The sequence below is a fragment of the Sulfitobacter donghicola DSW-25 = KCTC 12864 = JCM 14565 genome, from assembly GCF_000622405.1.
GTDB lineage: Bacteria > Pseudomonadota > Alphaproteobacteria > Rhodobacterales > Rhodobacteraceae > Sulfitobacter > Sulfitobacter donghicola.
Genome location: NZ_JASF01000005.1, coordinates 1,720,418 through 1,734,489, shown reverse-complemented (window position 1 = coordinate 1,734,489; position 14,072 = coordinate 1,720,418). Strand labels below are relative to the sequence as shown.

At 55.7% G+C, this 14,072-nt stretch carries 17 protein-coding genes and 1 tRNA gene; 8 read left to right on the top strand and 10 right to left on the bottom strand.

Annotation, left to right across the window (positions count from 1 at the left end):
• The first annotated feature begins 94 nt into the window (after window positions 1-94).
• Window positions 95-412 (top strand): DUF1244 domain-containing protein, encoded by a 318-nt coding sequence (locus Z948_RS0109385; protein WP_025059309.1) that lies wholly within the window; start codon window positions 95-97, stop codon window positions 410-412.
• A 17-nt stretch (window positions 413-429) separates the two neighbouring features.
• On the opposite strand, the gene Z948_RS0109380 is transcribed toward Z948_RS0109385, so the two are convergent.
• A complete protein-coding gene (locus tag Z948_RS0109380) occupies window positions 430-1,005 on the bottom strand; it encodes a hypothetical protein (RefSeq protein WP_025059308.1) in 576 nt (191 codons plus the stop codon).
• Between the two features lie 74 nt (window positions 1,006-1,079).
• Here Z948_RS0109380 and Z948_RS0109375 point away from each other — a divergent pair, with 74 nt between their 5' ends.
• Window positions 1,080-1,538 carry a MarR family winged helix-turn-helix transcriptional regulator gene (locus tag Z948_RS0109375; RefSeq protein WP_025059307.1) on the top strand — a complete coding sequence of 153 codons (459 nt, stop codon included), beginning with the start codon at window positions 1,080-1,082 and terminating at the stop codon, window positions 1,536-1,538.
• 107 nt (window positions 1,539-1,645) lie between these two features.
• Here the strand turns inward: Z948_RS0109375 and Z948_RS0109370 are convergent, their stop codons facing one another.
• From Z948_RS0109370 to dgcN, 3 genes are all read right to left on the bottom strand, one after another.
• Window positions 1,646-2,506 (bottom strand): D-amino-acid transaminase, encoded by an 861-nt coding sequence (locus tag Z948_RS0109370; protein ID WP_025059306.1) that lies wholly within the window; start codon window positions 2,504-2,506, stop codon window positions 1,646-1,648.
• Between the two features lie 4 nt (window positions 2,507-2,510).
• Entirely contained in the window at window positions 2,511-3,476 is a 966-nt protein-coding gene (dgcA, locus tag Z948_RS0109365) for an N-acetyl-D-Glu racemase DgcA (protein ID WP_025059305.1), read from the bottom strand.
• Between the two features lie 86 nt (window positions 3,477-3,562).
• A complete protein-coding gene (gene dgcN, locus Z948_RS0109360; protein ID WP_025059304.1) occupies window positions 3,563-4,564 on the bottom strand; it encodes an N-acetyltransferase DgcN in 1,002 nt (333 codons plus the stop codon).
• A 245-nt stretch (window positions 4,565-4,809) separates the two neighbouring features.
• On the opposite strand from dgcN, the gene Z948_RS0109355 reads away from it, so the two are divergent.
• A complete protein-coding gene (locus Z948_RS0109355) occupies window positions 4,810-5,766 on the top strand; it encodes an L-malyl-CoA/beta-methylmalyl-CoA lyase (RefSeq protein ID WP_025059303.1) in 957 nt (318 codons plus the stop codon).
• Between the two features lie 50 nt (window positions 5,767-5,816).
• Here the strand turns inward: Z948_RS0109355 and Z948_RS0109350 are convergent, their stop codons facing one another.
• Complete coding sequence (locus Z948_RS0109350; protein ID WP_025059302.1) at window positions 5,817-6,269, bottom strand: Lrp/AsnC family transcriptional regulator; 453 nt, start codon at window positions 6,267-6,269, stop codon at window positions 5,817-5,819.
• 73 nt (window positions 6,270-6,342) lie between these two features.
• Between Z948_RS0109350 and Z948_RS0109345 the strand changes: the two genes are divergently transcribed.
• The 3 genes from Z948_RS0109345 to Z948_RS0109330 all read left to right on the top strand — a co-directional run bounded on the left by Z948_RS0109345 (window position 6,343) and on the right by Z948_RS0109330 (window position 8,553).
• Entirely contained in the window at window positions 6,343-6,936 is a 594-nt protein-coding gene (locus Z948_RS0109345) for a LysE family translocator (RefSeq protein ID WP_025059301.1), read from the top strand.
• 169 nt (window positions 6,937-7,105) lie between these two features.
• Window positions 7,106-8,068: an acetyl-CoA carboxylase carboxyltransferase subunit alpha gene (locus tag Z948_RS0109335; RefSeq protein ID WP_025059300.1), complete on the top strand. Its 963-nt coding sequence runs from the start codon at window positions 7,106-7,108 to the stop codon at window positions 8,066-8,068.
• Window positions 8,069-8,070: 2 nt separating this feature from the next.
• Window positions 8,071-8,553: a protein-tyrosine phosphatase family protein gene (locus Z948_RS0109330; RefSeq protein WP_425427126.1), complete on the top strand. Its 483-nt coding sequence runs from the start codon at window positions 8,071-8,073 to the stop codon at window positions 8,551-8,553.
• On the opposite strand, the gene Z948_RS0109325 is transcribed toward Z948_RS0109330, so the two are convergent.
• The 3 genes from Z948_RS0109325 to Z948_RS0109315 form a co-directional block, all read right to left on the bottom strand.
• The gene (locus Z948_RS0109325) at window positions 8,537-8,971 is read right to left on the bottom strand and encodes a GNAT family N-acetyltransferase (protein WP_025059298.1); all 435 of its coding nucleotides are present in this window, start codon (window positions 8,969-8,971) and stop codon (window positions 8,537-8,539) included. The genes Z948_RS0109330 and Z948_RS0109325 overlap by 17 nt on opposite strands.
• Before the next feature lie 181 nt (window positions 8,972-9,152).
• Complete coding sequence (locus Z948_RS0109320) at window positions 9,153-9,803, bottom strand: GntR family transcriptional regulator (protein ID WP_025059297.1); 651 nt, start codon at window positions 9,801-9,803, stop codon at window positions 9,153-9,155.
• Between the two features lie 41 nt (window positions 9,804-9,844).
• On the bottom strand, window positions 9,845-10,531 hold the full coding sequence (locus Z948_RS0109315) for a M48 family metallopeptidase (RefSeq protein WP_025059296.1): 687 nt from the start codon (window positions 10,529-10,531) through the stop codon (window positions 9,845-9,847).
• Between the two features lie 111 nt (window positions 10,532-10,642).
• Here Z948_RS0109315 and Z948_RS0109310 point away from each other — a divergent pair, with 111 nt between their 5' ends.
• Together Z948_RS0109310 and Z948_RS0109305 are read left to right on the top strand one after the other, a co-directional pair.
• On the top strand, window positions 10,643-10,972 hold the full coding sequence (locus Z948_RS0109310) for a TIGR02300 family protein (RefSeq protein WP_025059295.1): 330 nt from the start codon (window positions 10,643-10,645) through the stop codon (window positions 10,970-10,972).
• A 130-nt stretch (window positions 10,973-11,102) separates the two neighbouring features.
• Window positions 11,103-11,178, top strand: a tRNA-Ala gene (locus Z948_RS0109305).
• 137 nt (window positions 11,179-11,315) lie between these two features.
• On the opposite strand, the gene Z948_RS0109300 is transcribed toward Z948_RS0109305, so the two are convergent.
• Together Z948_RS0109300 and Z948_RS0109295 are read right to left on the bottom strand one after the other, a co-directional pair.
• The gene (locus Z948_RS0109300) at window positions 11,316-12,575 is read right to left on the bottom strand and encodes a glycerate kinase type-2 family protein (RefSeq protein ID WP_025059294.1); all 1,260 of its coding nucleotides are present in this window, start codon (window positions 12,573-12,575) and stop codon (window positions 11,316-11,318) included.
• Window positions 12,572-14,068, bottom strand: coding sequence for a malonate--CoA ligase (locus Z948_RS0109295; protein WP_025059293.1), 1,497 nt, complete (start codon window positions 14,066-14,068; stop codon window positions 12,572-12,574). The genes Z948_RS0109300 and Z948_RS0109295 overlap by 4 nt, the downstream gene beginning before the upstream one ends.
• Between the last annotated feature and the right edge of the window lie 4 nt (window positions 14,069-14,072).

Here is a 14,072-nt window from a genome sequence, read left to right as displayed (position 1 = left end):
TTGAACCCGAAAACAGTTTCAATCCCGTGACAATCACAGAACTTGACCTGACGACGCGGCAGCGCCATCAAGTAACGCATCTAAAGGAGCAGCCATGACCGAATACAGCCAACAAGAAATCGAATTTCAGGCCGCCGCATTCCGCCGCCTTCAAAAGCATCTGATGGAAGATCGTACAGACGTTCAAAACATCGACATGATGAACTTGACCGGTTTCTGCCGCAACTGCCTGTCGCGCTGGTATCAAGAGGCCGCCGCGGAACAGGGTGTTGAAATTGGCAAATCAGAAGCACGCGAATTGTTTTACGGCATGACCATGGACGCATGGAAAGAAAACTACCAAACCGATGCGACGGGCGCTCAGCAAGAGGCGTTCAAAACCGCCTTTGCCGAAAACGTTGGCAAAGAATAGCGCCACGCCGTATCCCGTTACCCGATCTTTGGGGCGCGGAACACGCGCCCCGTTACAGCACATATGATGCTGAGCAAAATCAAAAGCATGCCTAGGGTAATCAGCGCGAATTTTACGGTCGCGAAACCTGAATAGGGCAGCGCCAGCCAATCTGCAAAACCTGTAGGATTAGCAAGCATCACAAATGAAATGCCGTTTTCAACGGCATCACAAAGCGCCCCGAAAAATACCGCCATCCCCGCAAACAAACCCAGCTTGCGCCCCCAGCTGCCTTCCCTGCTGGCCCGCGCGACCAATGTGCCAATCGTTAGCCCCATGCACATCATCGCCAGAATAAACCCGAAATCGATCAACTGCGTTTGAAAGTAGACGCCCAACGTCCCTGTCTCGATCATTTCGCTATAGTAACCTTTGATCGTTTCTCCGCTAAAACTGGTTTGCCCTGTCATATAATCAACAGGGTGCAGAGACGCGGCATAGCTGGCGTCCAGCCGCGCTTTTACCCACTGAAATCCAGCGAAGGAAACGCCCGCCGCAGCGATATGCGCGATCAAAGGCAGGGTCGTCAGGCGGTTAAAAGTATTAGCAATCATTTTCGAATCTCCATTTGCATTCCTTGGAATATATGTACATTCTCAAGAATACAAATCAACCCCGAAAGTTCTTCATGTCAAAATTAACCGGCCCACAGATCGCGGAATGCTCAACTTGGCTGTCGATTGTCAGCAAATTATTCGGCACACGTATGAGCATCCTGCTAGAGCCGCACGGCCTGACACAGGGGCAGTTCAGCATCCTGAACCATCTCACACGGCAAAGGTTAGAGGGGGGCAGCCGCATATCGGAAATTGCGGCAGCGGTAGAGGTCGAGCAGCCAGCCGTTACAAAAACAATCGCCAAGTTTCGGAATATGGGTCTGGTCGAAATCGTTGGTAGCCCAACCGACAAACGGGCCAAGCTGGTATCACCAACACCTGCGGCGGGTCAGTTGCTGGGTGAAATATATCGCGATATGGGCCCCGACCTATTTCAGGTCTTTGGCAGCCTAGCGGATGGAGACGTTGACGAGCTGACCAAGATGCTCAAACAGCTGGGTCGATGGCTGGATCAAAACAGGCTTGGATAGCCCTCCCCCAAAAAGGAGAATGCCCACGCAACCCGCCGCAATTTGCGACGCATCACGTGGGCTTTGATTTTTATCGGTCCGTCGTAACGGGCCGTGCGTTCAAACAATCAGATCGCCGCTTTGCGCATTTCATCCAGATAGATTTCACGCAGTCTCAGCGCAATCGTTCCTGGCACGCCTTCGCCTAGCGCAACGCCATCAATCTCAACAACCGGCATCACAAATCCACTGGCCGAAGTGGTAAAGGCTTCATCCGCTTCCTTTGCCTCATCAATGGTAAAGGAGCGCTCTTCCACTTCCATCTGCGCTTCACGGGCAAAACGCAGAACAGCCGCGCGGGTGATCCCGTGCAGGATGTCATTGCTAAGCTGGCGAGTGATGATTTTATTGCCTTTGACGATATAGGCGTTGTTGGATGTGCCTTCGGTCACGAAACCGTCTTCGACCAGCCACGCATCGTCACAACCTGCCTTTTTCGCCATCATCTTGCCCATTGACGGGTAAAGCAGCTGAACCGTTTTAATGTCACGACGGCCCCAGCGAATATCTTCGATGCTGATGATCTTTGCGCCCTTCTTTGCCGCTGGGCTATCGGCCAAACCAGGTTTGTTTTGCGTGAACAGAACAATAGTAGGGGCTGTCGTTTCTGGATCAGGGAAGACAAAATCGCGATCACCGTCCGACCCGCGCGTGATTTGCAGATAGATCAGGCCTTCGTTGATTTCGTTCACGCGCACCAATTCGCGGTGCACTTCCAACAGATCTTCCTTGGTGATCGGGCTGCGCATATCGAGTTCGCTCATCGAGCGCTCAAGACGCACAGCGTGGCCGTCAAAGTCGATCAGCTTGCCATCCAGCACGGATGTAACCTCATAAACCCCGTCGGCCATTAGAAAACCGCGATCAAAGATCGAAATCGTTGCTTCATTCTCTGGCAGGTATTCGCCGTTCACATAAACTGTACGCATGGTGTTATCCCCAAAGCTCTGGGCGTGGCGGGTGAACGCCAGCCTTATCAAATGTTAGTGCTGCCTCGCGGTCTTCGGCCAAGAGAAGCGGACCGTCAAGGTCTACAATCTTGGCGCCTTGTGCAACCAGCATCGCAGGCGCCATCGCCAAAGACGATCCAACCATGCAACCAACCATCACTTCGTATCCCTCGGCCAACGCCGCATCGCGCAGTGCCAAAGCCTCGGTTAGGCCACCGGTTTTATCCAGTTTGATGTTCACCACATCATATTTACCCTTCAAAGCTGCAAGGCTTTTGCGGTCATGGCAGCTTTCGTCGGCGCAAACAGGAACGGGACGCTCCATGCCGATCAGCGCATCGTCATCGCCCGCAGGCAGGGGTTGTTCGACCAAAGCGACACCAAGACGCACCAGATGGGGCGCCAGATCGGCGTAAACTTCGGCCGACCACCCCTCATTCGCATCAACGATAATGGTGCTATCAGGCGCACCTGCACGCACGGCCTCTAGCCGTGGCATATCGTCTGGCGTGCCGAGTTTGATTTTCAGCAACGGGCGGAACGCATTTTCTGCGGCCTGCGCCTGCATCTTTTCTGGGGTATCCAATGAAAGCGTATAGGCCGTGATTTCTGGCCCCAACGGCGCAAGCCCTGCAAGCTCCCACGCGGGTTTACCGCTTTTCTTGGCTTCCAAATCCCATAGCGCACAATCAACAGCATTGCGCGCGGCACCTGCTGGCAACAGATCATAAAGCGCCTCACGGGTCAGCGTGCCGCTTAACCCTTCAATCTCGGCTGTGACGCTTTCTAATGTTTCGCCATAGCGGGCATAGGGAACACATTCACCCATGCCAGTCACACCATCCTCGGTAATCCGAACGGTTAGTACCTTTGCTTCGGTCCGCGACCCACGCGAGATCGTAAACACCTGAGCCAGACGGAATACATCTGGCGTCACCTCAATTTGCATCTTCTTTCCTCACGTATGATGCAAAGGACACCGCAGCATCCTTTGCATTTCTGACGCGACCCTTTGGGTCACGTTTGCACAGCACCTTAAAGAGCGGCCAGTGCTTCGGCCAGACGTTCGGCACCGTGGCGGAAAGGATCAACCGCTGGCAGGCCCATTTCGGCTTCGACTTTATCCAGATAGCTGCGTGCCTCTTCCTCCGACATGTGCTGGGTGTTCACCGAGATGCCGACAACCTTACAGTCGGGGTTCGCAACCTTGGCCAAGGTCAGCGCAACATCACGGATCGCCGCCATGTCTGGCACTTTATAGTCAGGCAGGCCGCGCATGTGTTCGCGCGTTGGCTCGTGCGAGATGATCAGCGCATCTGGCTGGCCACCGTGGATCAGCGCCATGGTCACACCAGAATAGCTAACGTGGAACAGGCTGCCCTGCCCTTCGATCACATCCCAGTGGTCTGGGTCATTGTCTGGCGTGAGGTATTCAACGGAACCAGCCATAAAATCGGCGACAACCGCGTCCAGCGGCACACCGTCGCCTGTAATCAGGATACCTGTCTGGCCTGTCGCACGGAATGTGCTTTTCATGCCGCGCTCACGCATCGCAACGTCCAGCGCCAATGCCGTGTACATTTTACCAACCGAGCAATCGGTGCCTACAGCCAGAACACGTTTACCTGTACGCTTTACGCCCGTGGCAATCGGATACTCTACTGTTGGGATGCGAACATCGTGCAAAATACGGCCATGCTTTTTCGCAGCAGCAACCAGATCAGCCTCATCGTTCAGCAGATTGTGCAGGCCCGACGCCAGATCATAACCCATCGCAAGCGCCTCGATCAGGGCTTCTTTCCACATCTGGGAAATCTGACCACCACGGTTTGCCACACCAATCACCAGCGTCTTTGCGCCCGCTTCCAGACCTTCGGCCAAAGTCATATCCGACAGACCAACATCGGCCTTACACCCCTCAAGGCGGAACTGACCCACAGCGTTCTCAGGGCGCCAGTCTTTGATGCCTTGCGCAACTTTTGCGGCCAGTTGGTCAGGCGCATCGCCGAGAAACAGAAGATAGGGTGTTTTGATCATGGGTTGATTCTCCGCAAGGGTATGAGTTTCGCGCAGAATGCGACAAATCTGGCGCAAATCCATTTCATTTCCCCCACCACACCCAATCCAGACGCACAAATTTCCTAAAATTCTACACCCAGACGCATAAATCTTGTGTCACACGTTATGCTGCAGCTGCAAATCGCCCTTGCAGACAGTCGAGCAATTTTATAACTCGAAAGAGCAAGTTTTCGACATTTTATGTCTCAGAAGGATTAGCTGACATGAGCTTTCGCCTACAACCAACCCCGCCATCCCGTCCAAACCGCTGCCAGCTGTTCGGACCAGGCTCTAACACCAAACTCTTTGCCAAGATGGCTGCATCTGCAGCAGACGTGATCAACCTTGATCTGGAAGACAGCGTTGCACCTAGCGACAAAGACATGGCCCGCGCCAACATCATCGAGGCGATCAATACCGTGGATTGGGGCACAAAAACCCTTTCCGTTCGCATCAACAGCCTCGACACCCCTTACTGGTACCGCGATGTCGTTGACCTGCTCGAACAAGCGTCCGAGCGCCTTGACCAGATCATGATCCCCAAAGTGGGCTGCGCCGAAGACGTCTATGCCGTTGACGCATTGGTCAGCGCGATTGAAGCCGCCAAGGGCCGCACCAAGCGCGTCGCCTTTGAAGTTATCATCGAAAGCGCTGCGGGCATCGCCCATGTTGAAGAAATCGCAGCCTCCTCCCCGCGCCTAGAGGCGATGAGCCTAGGTGCGGCGGATTTCGCAGCTTCGATGGGTATGCAGACCACAGGCATCGGCGGAACGCAGGAAAACTATTACATGCTGCGCGAAGGCGAGAAGTACTGGTCCGACCCGTGGCATTGGGCACAAACAGCTATCGTTGCTGCCTGCCGCACGCACGGCATCTTGCCAGTTGATGGCCCGTTCGGTGACTTTTCCGACGATGATGGCTACCGCGCGCAGGCGCGCCGTTCGGCAACGTTGGGCATGGTTGGAAAATGGGCTATCCACCCCAAACAGATCGCCACAGCGAACGAGGTGTTCACGCCATCCGAAGAGGCCGTCACCGAAGCGCGCGAGATCCTTGCCGCAATGGAAACGGCCAAGGCAAACGGCGAAGGCGCAACAGTTTACAAAGGCCGTCTGGTCGACATCGCATCCATCAAACAGGCCGAGGTAATCGTGCGCCAGTCTGAAATGATTGCCGGTTAATCGCCCTCAAAACCTTATTAAACGGCTCGCCTTTGGCGGGCCGTTTTCGTTTAGGCGCGTGCGTCTTTCGGTGACCCCATCACCACATACGATGTGATCTTTGCCACCTGCGGCAAAGCACCCAAATGGTCACTGTGAAAGCGTTTATAGGCAGGTAAATCCGCGCATTCCACGCGCAAAAGATATTCAATTGTGCCCGTTATGTTATGGCATTCACGCACCTCTGGCGCCAAAGAGACCGATCGCTCAAATGCTTCCTGCGATGCCTTGCTGTGATCACTGAGCCCCACACCGATATAGACAACAAACCCCGCGCCCAGCGCATTTCGGTCTAACACCGCGCGGTAGCCTTTTATGACGCCCCGCTTCTCTAATTCCTGAACACGGCGCAGACATGCAGAGGGAGACAGGCTCACCCGCTCAGCCAACTCGAGGTTGCTGATGCGGCCATCGCGCTCAAGCTCGCGCAATATTTCTTCAGATTTTTGATCAATGGGCTGCATATGTTGCTCGATACAGTGAATTTGATCAAAGTTTGCAATTTCATTCGGCATTATTCAATGCAAACCTTGCGGCATGACATTTGAAACACTCACCGCCCTCGCCATCTTCGCTTTTGTAAGCTCTGCCACACCTGGCCCGAACAACCTGATGCTCATGGCGTCAGGCGCTAACTTTGGGTTTTTACGAACGATTCCGCATATGCTTGGCATTTCGATCGGGTTTATGGTCATGCTGTTTTCTGTCGGCGCGGGTTTGGTGCAGATTTTTGATCGTTACCCCGTGATCTACGACATCCTGAAAGTCGGCAGCGTGATTTACATGCTGTGGCTCGCGTGGAAAATCGCACACGCAGCCCCAGTCACCAAAAACGCCGAAGCAGGTGCGCCGATGACCTTCCTTCAGGCTGCTGCTTTTCAATGGGTGAATCCCAAAGCATGGGCAATGGCCCTCACGGCGATCACTGTTTATGTGGGGGATGCAGCGATGATTTGGCTTGGCGTGGGTGCGTTGATGTTCGCCATCGTCAACCTACCCTCGGTTTCGATGTGGACAATCGCAGGCCAACAATTGCAACGGTTCCTAACCAATCCGCGCAGGTTAAGGGCGTATAACTGGACCATGGCCGCGCTGCTGATCGCGTCTCTCTACCCTGTTTTGCAAACCTGACACGCTCTGGCATGCTTTATTTCGGTAACAAACCGCGCAGGACCATTGCCGCGAAAAACCACTTCACACAGTCACGCCAAATCAAGAACAGCTGCCCTCCCGAAGACCACGCGTTGCAAACCGACGCATACACCGCCATATAAGCCCTATAACCAGTGCGGAGCATGCAATGACCCAGTATATGGACTTCGAAAAGCCCCTAGCCGAAATCGAGGGCAAGGCCGAAGAACTGCGCGCAATGGCGCGCCGCGACCCAGAAACAGACGTAACCGAAGAGGCCAAGGCACTGGATGCCAAAGCCGACAAGATGCTTGAGGATCTGTACAAGAACCTTACCCCTTGGCGTAAATGTCAGGTTGCCCGCCATCCGGATCGCCCCCACTGCAAAGACTATATCGACGCCTTATTCACTGAATACACGCCCCTAGCTGGCGACCGAAACTTTGCGGATGATCACGCGGTCATGGGCGGCCTTGCCCGTTTTAACGACCAGCCAGTCATGGTGATCGGCCATGAAAAAGGCGACGATACGACCTCGCGCATCGAGCGGAACTTTGGCATGGCCCGCCCCGAAGGGTACCGCAAGGCCGTGCGCTTGATGGAAATGGCCCATCGTTTTGGTCTGCCCGTCATCACGTTGGTCGACACCCCTGGCGCCTACCCTGGCAAAGGTGCCGAAGAGCGCGGCCAATCCGAAGCTATCGCCCGTTCAACCCAGAAATGCCTGGAAATTGGCGTACCACTGGTAAGTGTGATCATCGGCGAAGGTGGTTCAGGTGGTGCGGTTGCATTTGCAACAGCGAACCGTGTCGCGATGTTGGAGCACTCGGTTTATTCCGTCATCACGCCCGAAGGCTGCGCCGCGATCCTGTGGAAAGACGCCGAGAAAATGCGCGAAGCCGCCGAGGCCCTGCGCCTAACGGCCCAAGACCTGAAACAGCTTGGTGTTGCGGATCGTATTATCCCCGAGCCTAAAGGTGGCGCGCACCGTGACGCGCAAGCGACGATCGCATCGGTCTCCTCGGCCATTGCGGAAATGCTCAAATCGCTTGAAGGCAAGGAGCCAAAAGCACTGATCAAAGACCGCCGTGAAAAATACCTAGACCTAGGCGACAGAGGATTGGCAGCCTAAACGTGCTCTATCCGATAGCTACATTTCCAAGGGGCGCGCTATCCATTATGGCGCGCCCCTTGGCGATTCATCGTGACCTTCAGGCCATCCAGCGATCAGGCGTGAATACTGTCGTTTCGCTGCTCGAACCGACCGAGGCTGAGAATGTCGGATTGGCCAAACAGGGTGAAACCTGCGCCGAACTTGGCCTTGCGTTTATCAATCACCCCATCCGTGACATGCATCTGCCCCAGCCAAACAGCTTTGCGGCCCTAGCAGGGGGTCTTGCCAGCCGGATGCGCAACGGAGAACATGTTGCCGTCCACTGCTTTGCTAGCATCGGGCGATCCGGCATGCTGAGCTGCGCCATCTTGGGGCATTTTGGCTATGGTCCTGATACTGCGATTGAACATGTAAGTAAAATGCGCGGCGTTCCAGTGCCCGACACCACGGAACAGGCTGCTTTCATCCGCGAAATTTTGGAAAAGCCTACCACCGCATCCTAAATCGCGGCCCCGCTACGGGAGACTCGTCAAATCCGATTGCGCGATAGGTGTCTTGCGCGATCAAGTTATCTGGATGCGTTCCGACAGACAGATACCGCGCCTCTTGCCCTTTGGCATATTCAATTGCCGCATTAATCAAGGCCCGCCCAACCCCGCGCCCGCGGGCTGATTCTTTGACGAAAATATGATGTATCTCTATGCCGCGCACGCCGAATTGCAGTTGTGCCAATGGGATCAGGGCAACATAGCCCTGCCCCTTGGCAACCAACACCCGCAGCCACGGGTTTGGACCAAAGGCATCGCGCCGCAGGTCTGCTGCTGTTATCAAAGCTTCGTCACCATGATAGGCCGCGATCCCGCGTATCATTTGCAAAACATCGGGAATATCTGCTTCAGTTATGGGGTGAATTTCAGTCATCATCTGTCTCCGAAAACCAACCGCCCAAACAAAACCACGCGCATAGGCGGCGGCACGATGGGAATTGGAAAAAGGGGATCGTCCGCGCGCTAGGTCAGGCGGCGGTAATAAGATGTGCTTTGTTCAAACTTGTTCATCATAGGCAAATGAATGCTCTGGCATTGGGTCTGAGTCAAGCTGTCTAGCTCGCCAGCATGCGCAACCCCTGCGTCACATCCGAGCGCACAGCAAGGCGCAGACCCGGCTCATCTCCTGCGCGCAGTGCTGCGATGATTAAACGGTGAAATTGCGGCGGCTCGGTTCGGCGTAATCGACCATACAGCGCCCGCATGGTCGGTCCCATTTGCAACCAAACGGTTTCCGCCATCGCCAACATGGCTGGGGCTTGGGCACGCAAATACAACGTCCGGTGAAATTCCAGATTGGTGCGGATATAGCTGACAGCATCACGGTGGGCGACGGCCTCGCCCACTTTGGCATTGATATTTTGCAACCGCTCAATCAGCGCCAAATGCGCGCGCGGTAGGGCCCGCGATGCCAGCTCGACCTCGATCAACGCACGCAGCGCAGCCAGTTCCTCGATGCGTTCATTGCTGAGCGCCGGTGTGGAAATCCTGCCAGAGTTAGACATGCTCAGCGCGCCTTCGGCCACCAAACGGCGCACAGATTCGCGTGCTGGTGTCATTGAAACGTCAAACTCTTTCCCGATGCCCCGCAGGGTCAGCGCCTGCCCTGGTGCCAGATCGCCATGCATGATGCGCGAACGTAATTGGCGATAGACTCGGTCATGGGCTAACGGGGCCGGATCAATAGGGCGTGCTGTAAGGGTCATGGGGTTTTGTGATCACAAACGACCACAAGGTCAAGCGTAACCTAGAATTTGTACCGGTGCAGGGTGCTGCCATGCTTGCGCAGCCATCCCCGCGGCGCAGCGTAATCCCCGTAAATACGGGTGACCTCAGCCCAAAAAGCGGGCGAGTGATTCATCTCGGCCAAATGTGCAACCTCATGGGCAGCGACATAATCCAACACCTCAGGCGGGGCCATGATGAGGCGCCAAGAATACATCAGCCCCCCGTCAGAGGTGCACGACCCCCACCGCGAACGCGTATCCCGCAGTGACAACCGCGAATAGTCGCGCCCCAGCCGAGCAGCATAATCATCGCTGGCCCCCGCCAACCGATCCCGCGCCAATTCCTTTAGATGCGCCGAAAGCCGTTTGCCCATACGTTCGGCCGGACCAGGCACAAAGATACCATCGGGTGTGATCTGAACCCGTCGTCCTGAGCCAGACAAGACCGGATACATCTTGCCGCCCAAAGGCATTTCTGCCCCCTCGGTCACCTGAACATCCTCACCACGGGCATTCAGGTGCTTGCGAATCCATGCTTCTTTACTGCGCGCAAAATCCAGCGCTTCGCGTTCGGCCAGCCGTTTGGGCATGGTTAATGTCACCCGCCCATCCAGCTGGCTAATGCGCAACGAGATGCGTTTAGCCTGCGCAGATCGCCTCAGGATAAGAGGTATTGGTGGATTTCCAGGCAGGTGCGGATCAGACATAGGGTGCTCTTGGTATCAGGCCTTATAGGCTTTGGGCTGGACAGCACCCTTTGCATATGGCAATTGCGCTGAATCATCTAGACTCAACACCGAGTAACAAAGGGGAAATCCATGCCCAAAGAAGAATGGGGAACCAAGCGCCTCTGCCCCACCACGGGCAAGCGTTTCTACGATCTGAACAAAACGCCTGTCATTAGCCCATACAGCGGCGAAGAGGTTGAAGTTGATCAAGCCAAATCACGCATGATCGCAGCGGACGCCGCGGATGCGGCAACCACAAAAGCCAAAGTCGCCGAGGTGAAAGACGAGGACGATCTGGTTGTTGACGACGACGTTGACGTAGATCTGGACGACGATCTGCTGGACGACGACGAAGACGACGCAGATACAGTTCCGCTCGAAGAAATCGCGGACGTAGCGACAAACGACGACGACAACTAATTTGCCGCGGCGGGTGGTGCGTTTTTCGCTTGATCCCGCCGCTGCTTGTGCCTAGTACACAGGCCATTGACCCTAACCGGTCAAACCTCAGGTCCCTACAACGGGATACCACTGCACGCTTGCGTGTTTTGGGGCATTAGCTCAGCTGGGAGAGCGCCTGCATGGCATGCAGGAGGTCAGCGGTTCGATCCCGCTATGCTCCACCAATTCCCTCCTTTAGAGAAACACCAAACCATTTGCTGGGCGAAACGGACGAGCCGCATTGCGATCCATCCGCGCAGGTATAATTGCAATCCTCGGGCAAAAAGCGCCTTACCGCGTCTAACAGGATGTTTGCGCGGGTTTAAACCTCGATCAGGATCGCCCGAAAATCGTTCACGTTAGTCCCTGTTGGCCCCGGAACAAAGAGATTGCCAACGGCATCAAAAGCCCCCCATGCATCGTTGCGCCGCAACGCCTCTGCTGGATCAACACCCGCGCGGCGCATCTGTTCGGCACTAGCCCCGTCAGCAAAGGCGCCCGCGTTATCTTCGGACCCATCTATGCCGTCAGTATCTGCAGCCAAAGCCGTGATTGCCCCCTGCCCTTCAATGGCCTGAGCAAAGGCAAGCAAGAAGGCAGAATTGCGCCCGCCGCGCCCGTCTTTGTGCCGCAGTGTTACGGTCGTTTCCCCACCAGATAGGATCACAACGGGTGCGCGAAAGGGGCGGCCCTGCGCCACGACTTCACGCGCAATGGCGGCGTGCATCTGGCCGATCACCTCTGCTTCACCCTCAATGGCGTCAGAGAGGATTACAGCAGGAACACCAGCCGCTTGCGCTGCCTCTGCGGCGGCCTCTAGTGAGAGGCGCGCAGAGGCGATGATACGCACCTCGTGACCATCAAACACAGGATCATTGGGTTTAGGGGCTGGTGACAGCCCTGCCAGAACAGCCGCAGGCAGATCTAGATCGCGGGATTTGATCAAGGCCAACACATCCTCAAGCGAAACATCGTCAGGTACCGTCGGCCCAGAGGCAACCTGCGCAGGGTCATCCCCCGGTACATCTGATACGATCAGGCTAACTACCTTTGCAGGATGCGCAGCGGCGGCTAGGCGCCCACCTTTGATCCCGCTGGCGTGTTTACGGATCGCATTCATCACCCCAATCGGCGCACCTGAGGCCAATAGCGCCTCGTTTAACGCCTGCTCATCCTCCAGCGTCAGCCCCTCTGGCGGGCAAGGCAACAGAGCCGATCCCCCCCCACAGATCAGGGCCACGACCAGATCGTCAGGGCCAAGCCCTGAAACCGCATTAAACATCGCCTTGGTTGCAGCCATCCCAGCAGCATCAGGCACGGGATGGGACGCCTCCATCACACGGATGGAGGTTGTAGGGCAGCTATAGCCATAGCGCGTCACGACGACGCCTTCGATCGGCCCGTCCCACAAATCCTCAAAGGCCGCAGCCAATTGCGCTGCCCCCTTGCCCGCACCGACGACAATTGTTCGCCCTTTTGGGCGCTTTGGCAGATAGGGTTTAAGTGCAGCACGCGCATCTGCTGCTGTGACCGCCGCGTCAAAAAGCGTTGTCAGAAAAGCTTGTTTCACTGGATCAATCATGCGCCGTACTCAGCTCTTAGGGTTACCTTTTGTACCTTACCCATCGTGTTTCGCGGCAGCGCATCCACCACACGGTATTCGCGAGGTTGCTTGAACCGTGCCAAGGCCGTTTCCGCTGTCGATTTGACCGCATCAAGGTCAATTTCCATGCCAGCCTGCGGTACAAGAACGGCAAGCGGAACCTCACCCAAATCATCATGTGGAATGCCTATTACGGCGCTTTCCAGAACGCCTGCCTGCTCGTCGAGAACCAGCTCCAGCTCTTTGGGGTAGATGTTATAGCCCCCCGAAATAATCAGATCCTTGCCGCGCCCAACAATCGTGACGTATCCGGCATCATCCTGCACGCCCAGATCGCCAGTGATAAAGAACCCGTCTTCGCGCAGTTCCTCTTTGGTTTTTTCGGGCATGTTCCAATAACCTTGGAAAACATTGGGGCCGCGCACCTCGACCACACCTGTTTCACCGCGTGGCAGCTCGGTTCCGTTGGCGTCCGATACGCGCAACTCTACATCAGGCAATGGCAGGCCTACGGTCCCTGCGCGGCGTTCCCCGTCGTAGGGGTTTGAGGTATTCATATTCGTTTCGGTCATCCCGTAGCGTTCCAAAATCCGGTGGCCTGTGCGCTGTTCAAACGCCACATGCGTATCGGCCAGCAAAGGTGCCGATCCCGAGATGAACAGCCGCATGTTTTTGCTCAATTCAGCATCAAACCGCGGATCATCCAGCAGACGAGTATAGAATGTCGGCACGCCCATCATCGAGGTTGCCTGCGGCATCCATTCGATCAGCTGGTCGATATCCAGCTTTGGTATAAACACCATTGATCCCCCCGCCATCAACATCACATTGGTTGCAACAAACAGCCCATGCGTGTGGAAAATCGGCAGGGCGTGTAACAGGACATCTTTGTTTGTGAACTGCCAAAGGTCAGTCAATGTCGCGGCGTTTCTGATCAGGTTCTTCTGGCTCAGCATGGCGCCCTTTGATCGGCCCGTCGTTCCTGACGTATACAAGAACGCGGCTAGATCATCCTCGGAACGGGCAACGGTTTCGAAATTCGCGCTCTGCTGATCCGCGCGGTCGCTCAGACTGCCACCATTGGCATCCAGCGTAGCAAACGCCGCGCCTGCCGCCTGAGCAACGGGCGCTAGCTCATCAGTTCGCGCTGGATCGCCAACCAATAGGGTCGCGCCGCTATCCTCTACGAAATACGAAAGCTCTGCTGCGGTATAGGCCGTATTCAGCGGCAAAAAGATCGCCCCCATCTGTGCACACCCCGCATAAAGGGCAAGCATGTCAGTGCATTTCCCAACCTGCACCGCAACCCGATCACCCGTTTTCACACCGTATCCCACCAAAGCATGCGCCAGTTGCGCAGCGCGGCAAACAAAGCTGCCATGCGTGATAACGCCCCCCTCAGGCAGGTGCAGAAACGGTGTATCCTTGCCCGTATAGGGGCCAAACATTGTATCATAGAGCGGGTTTTTCATGGGT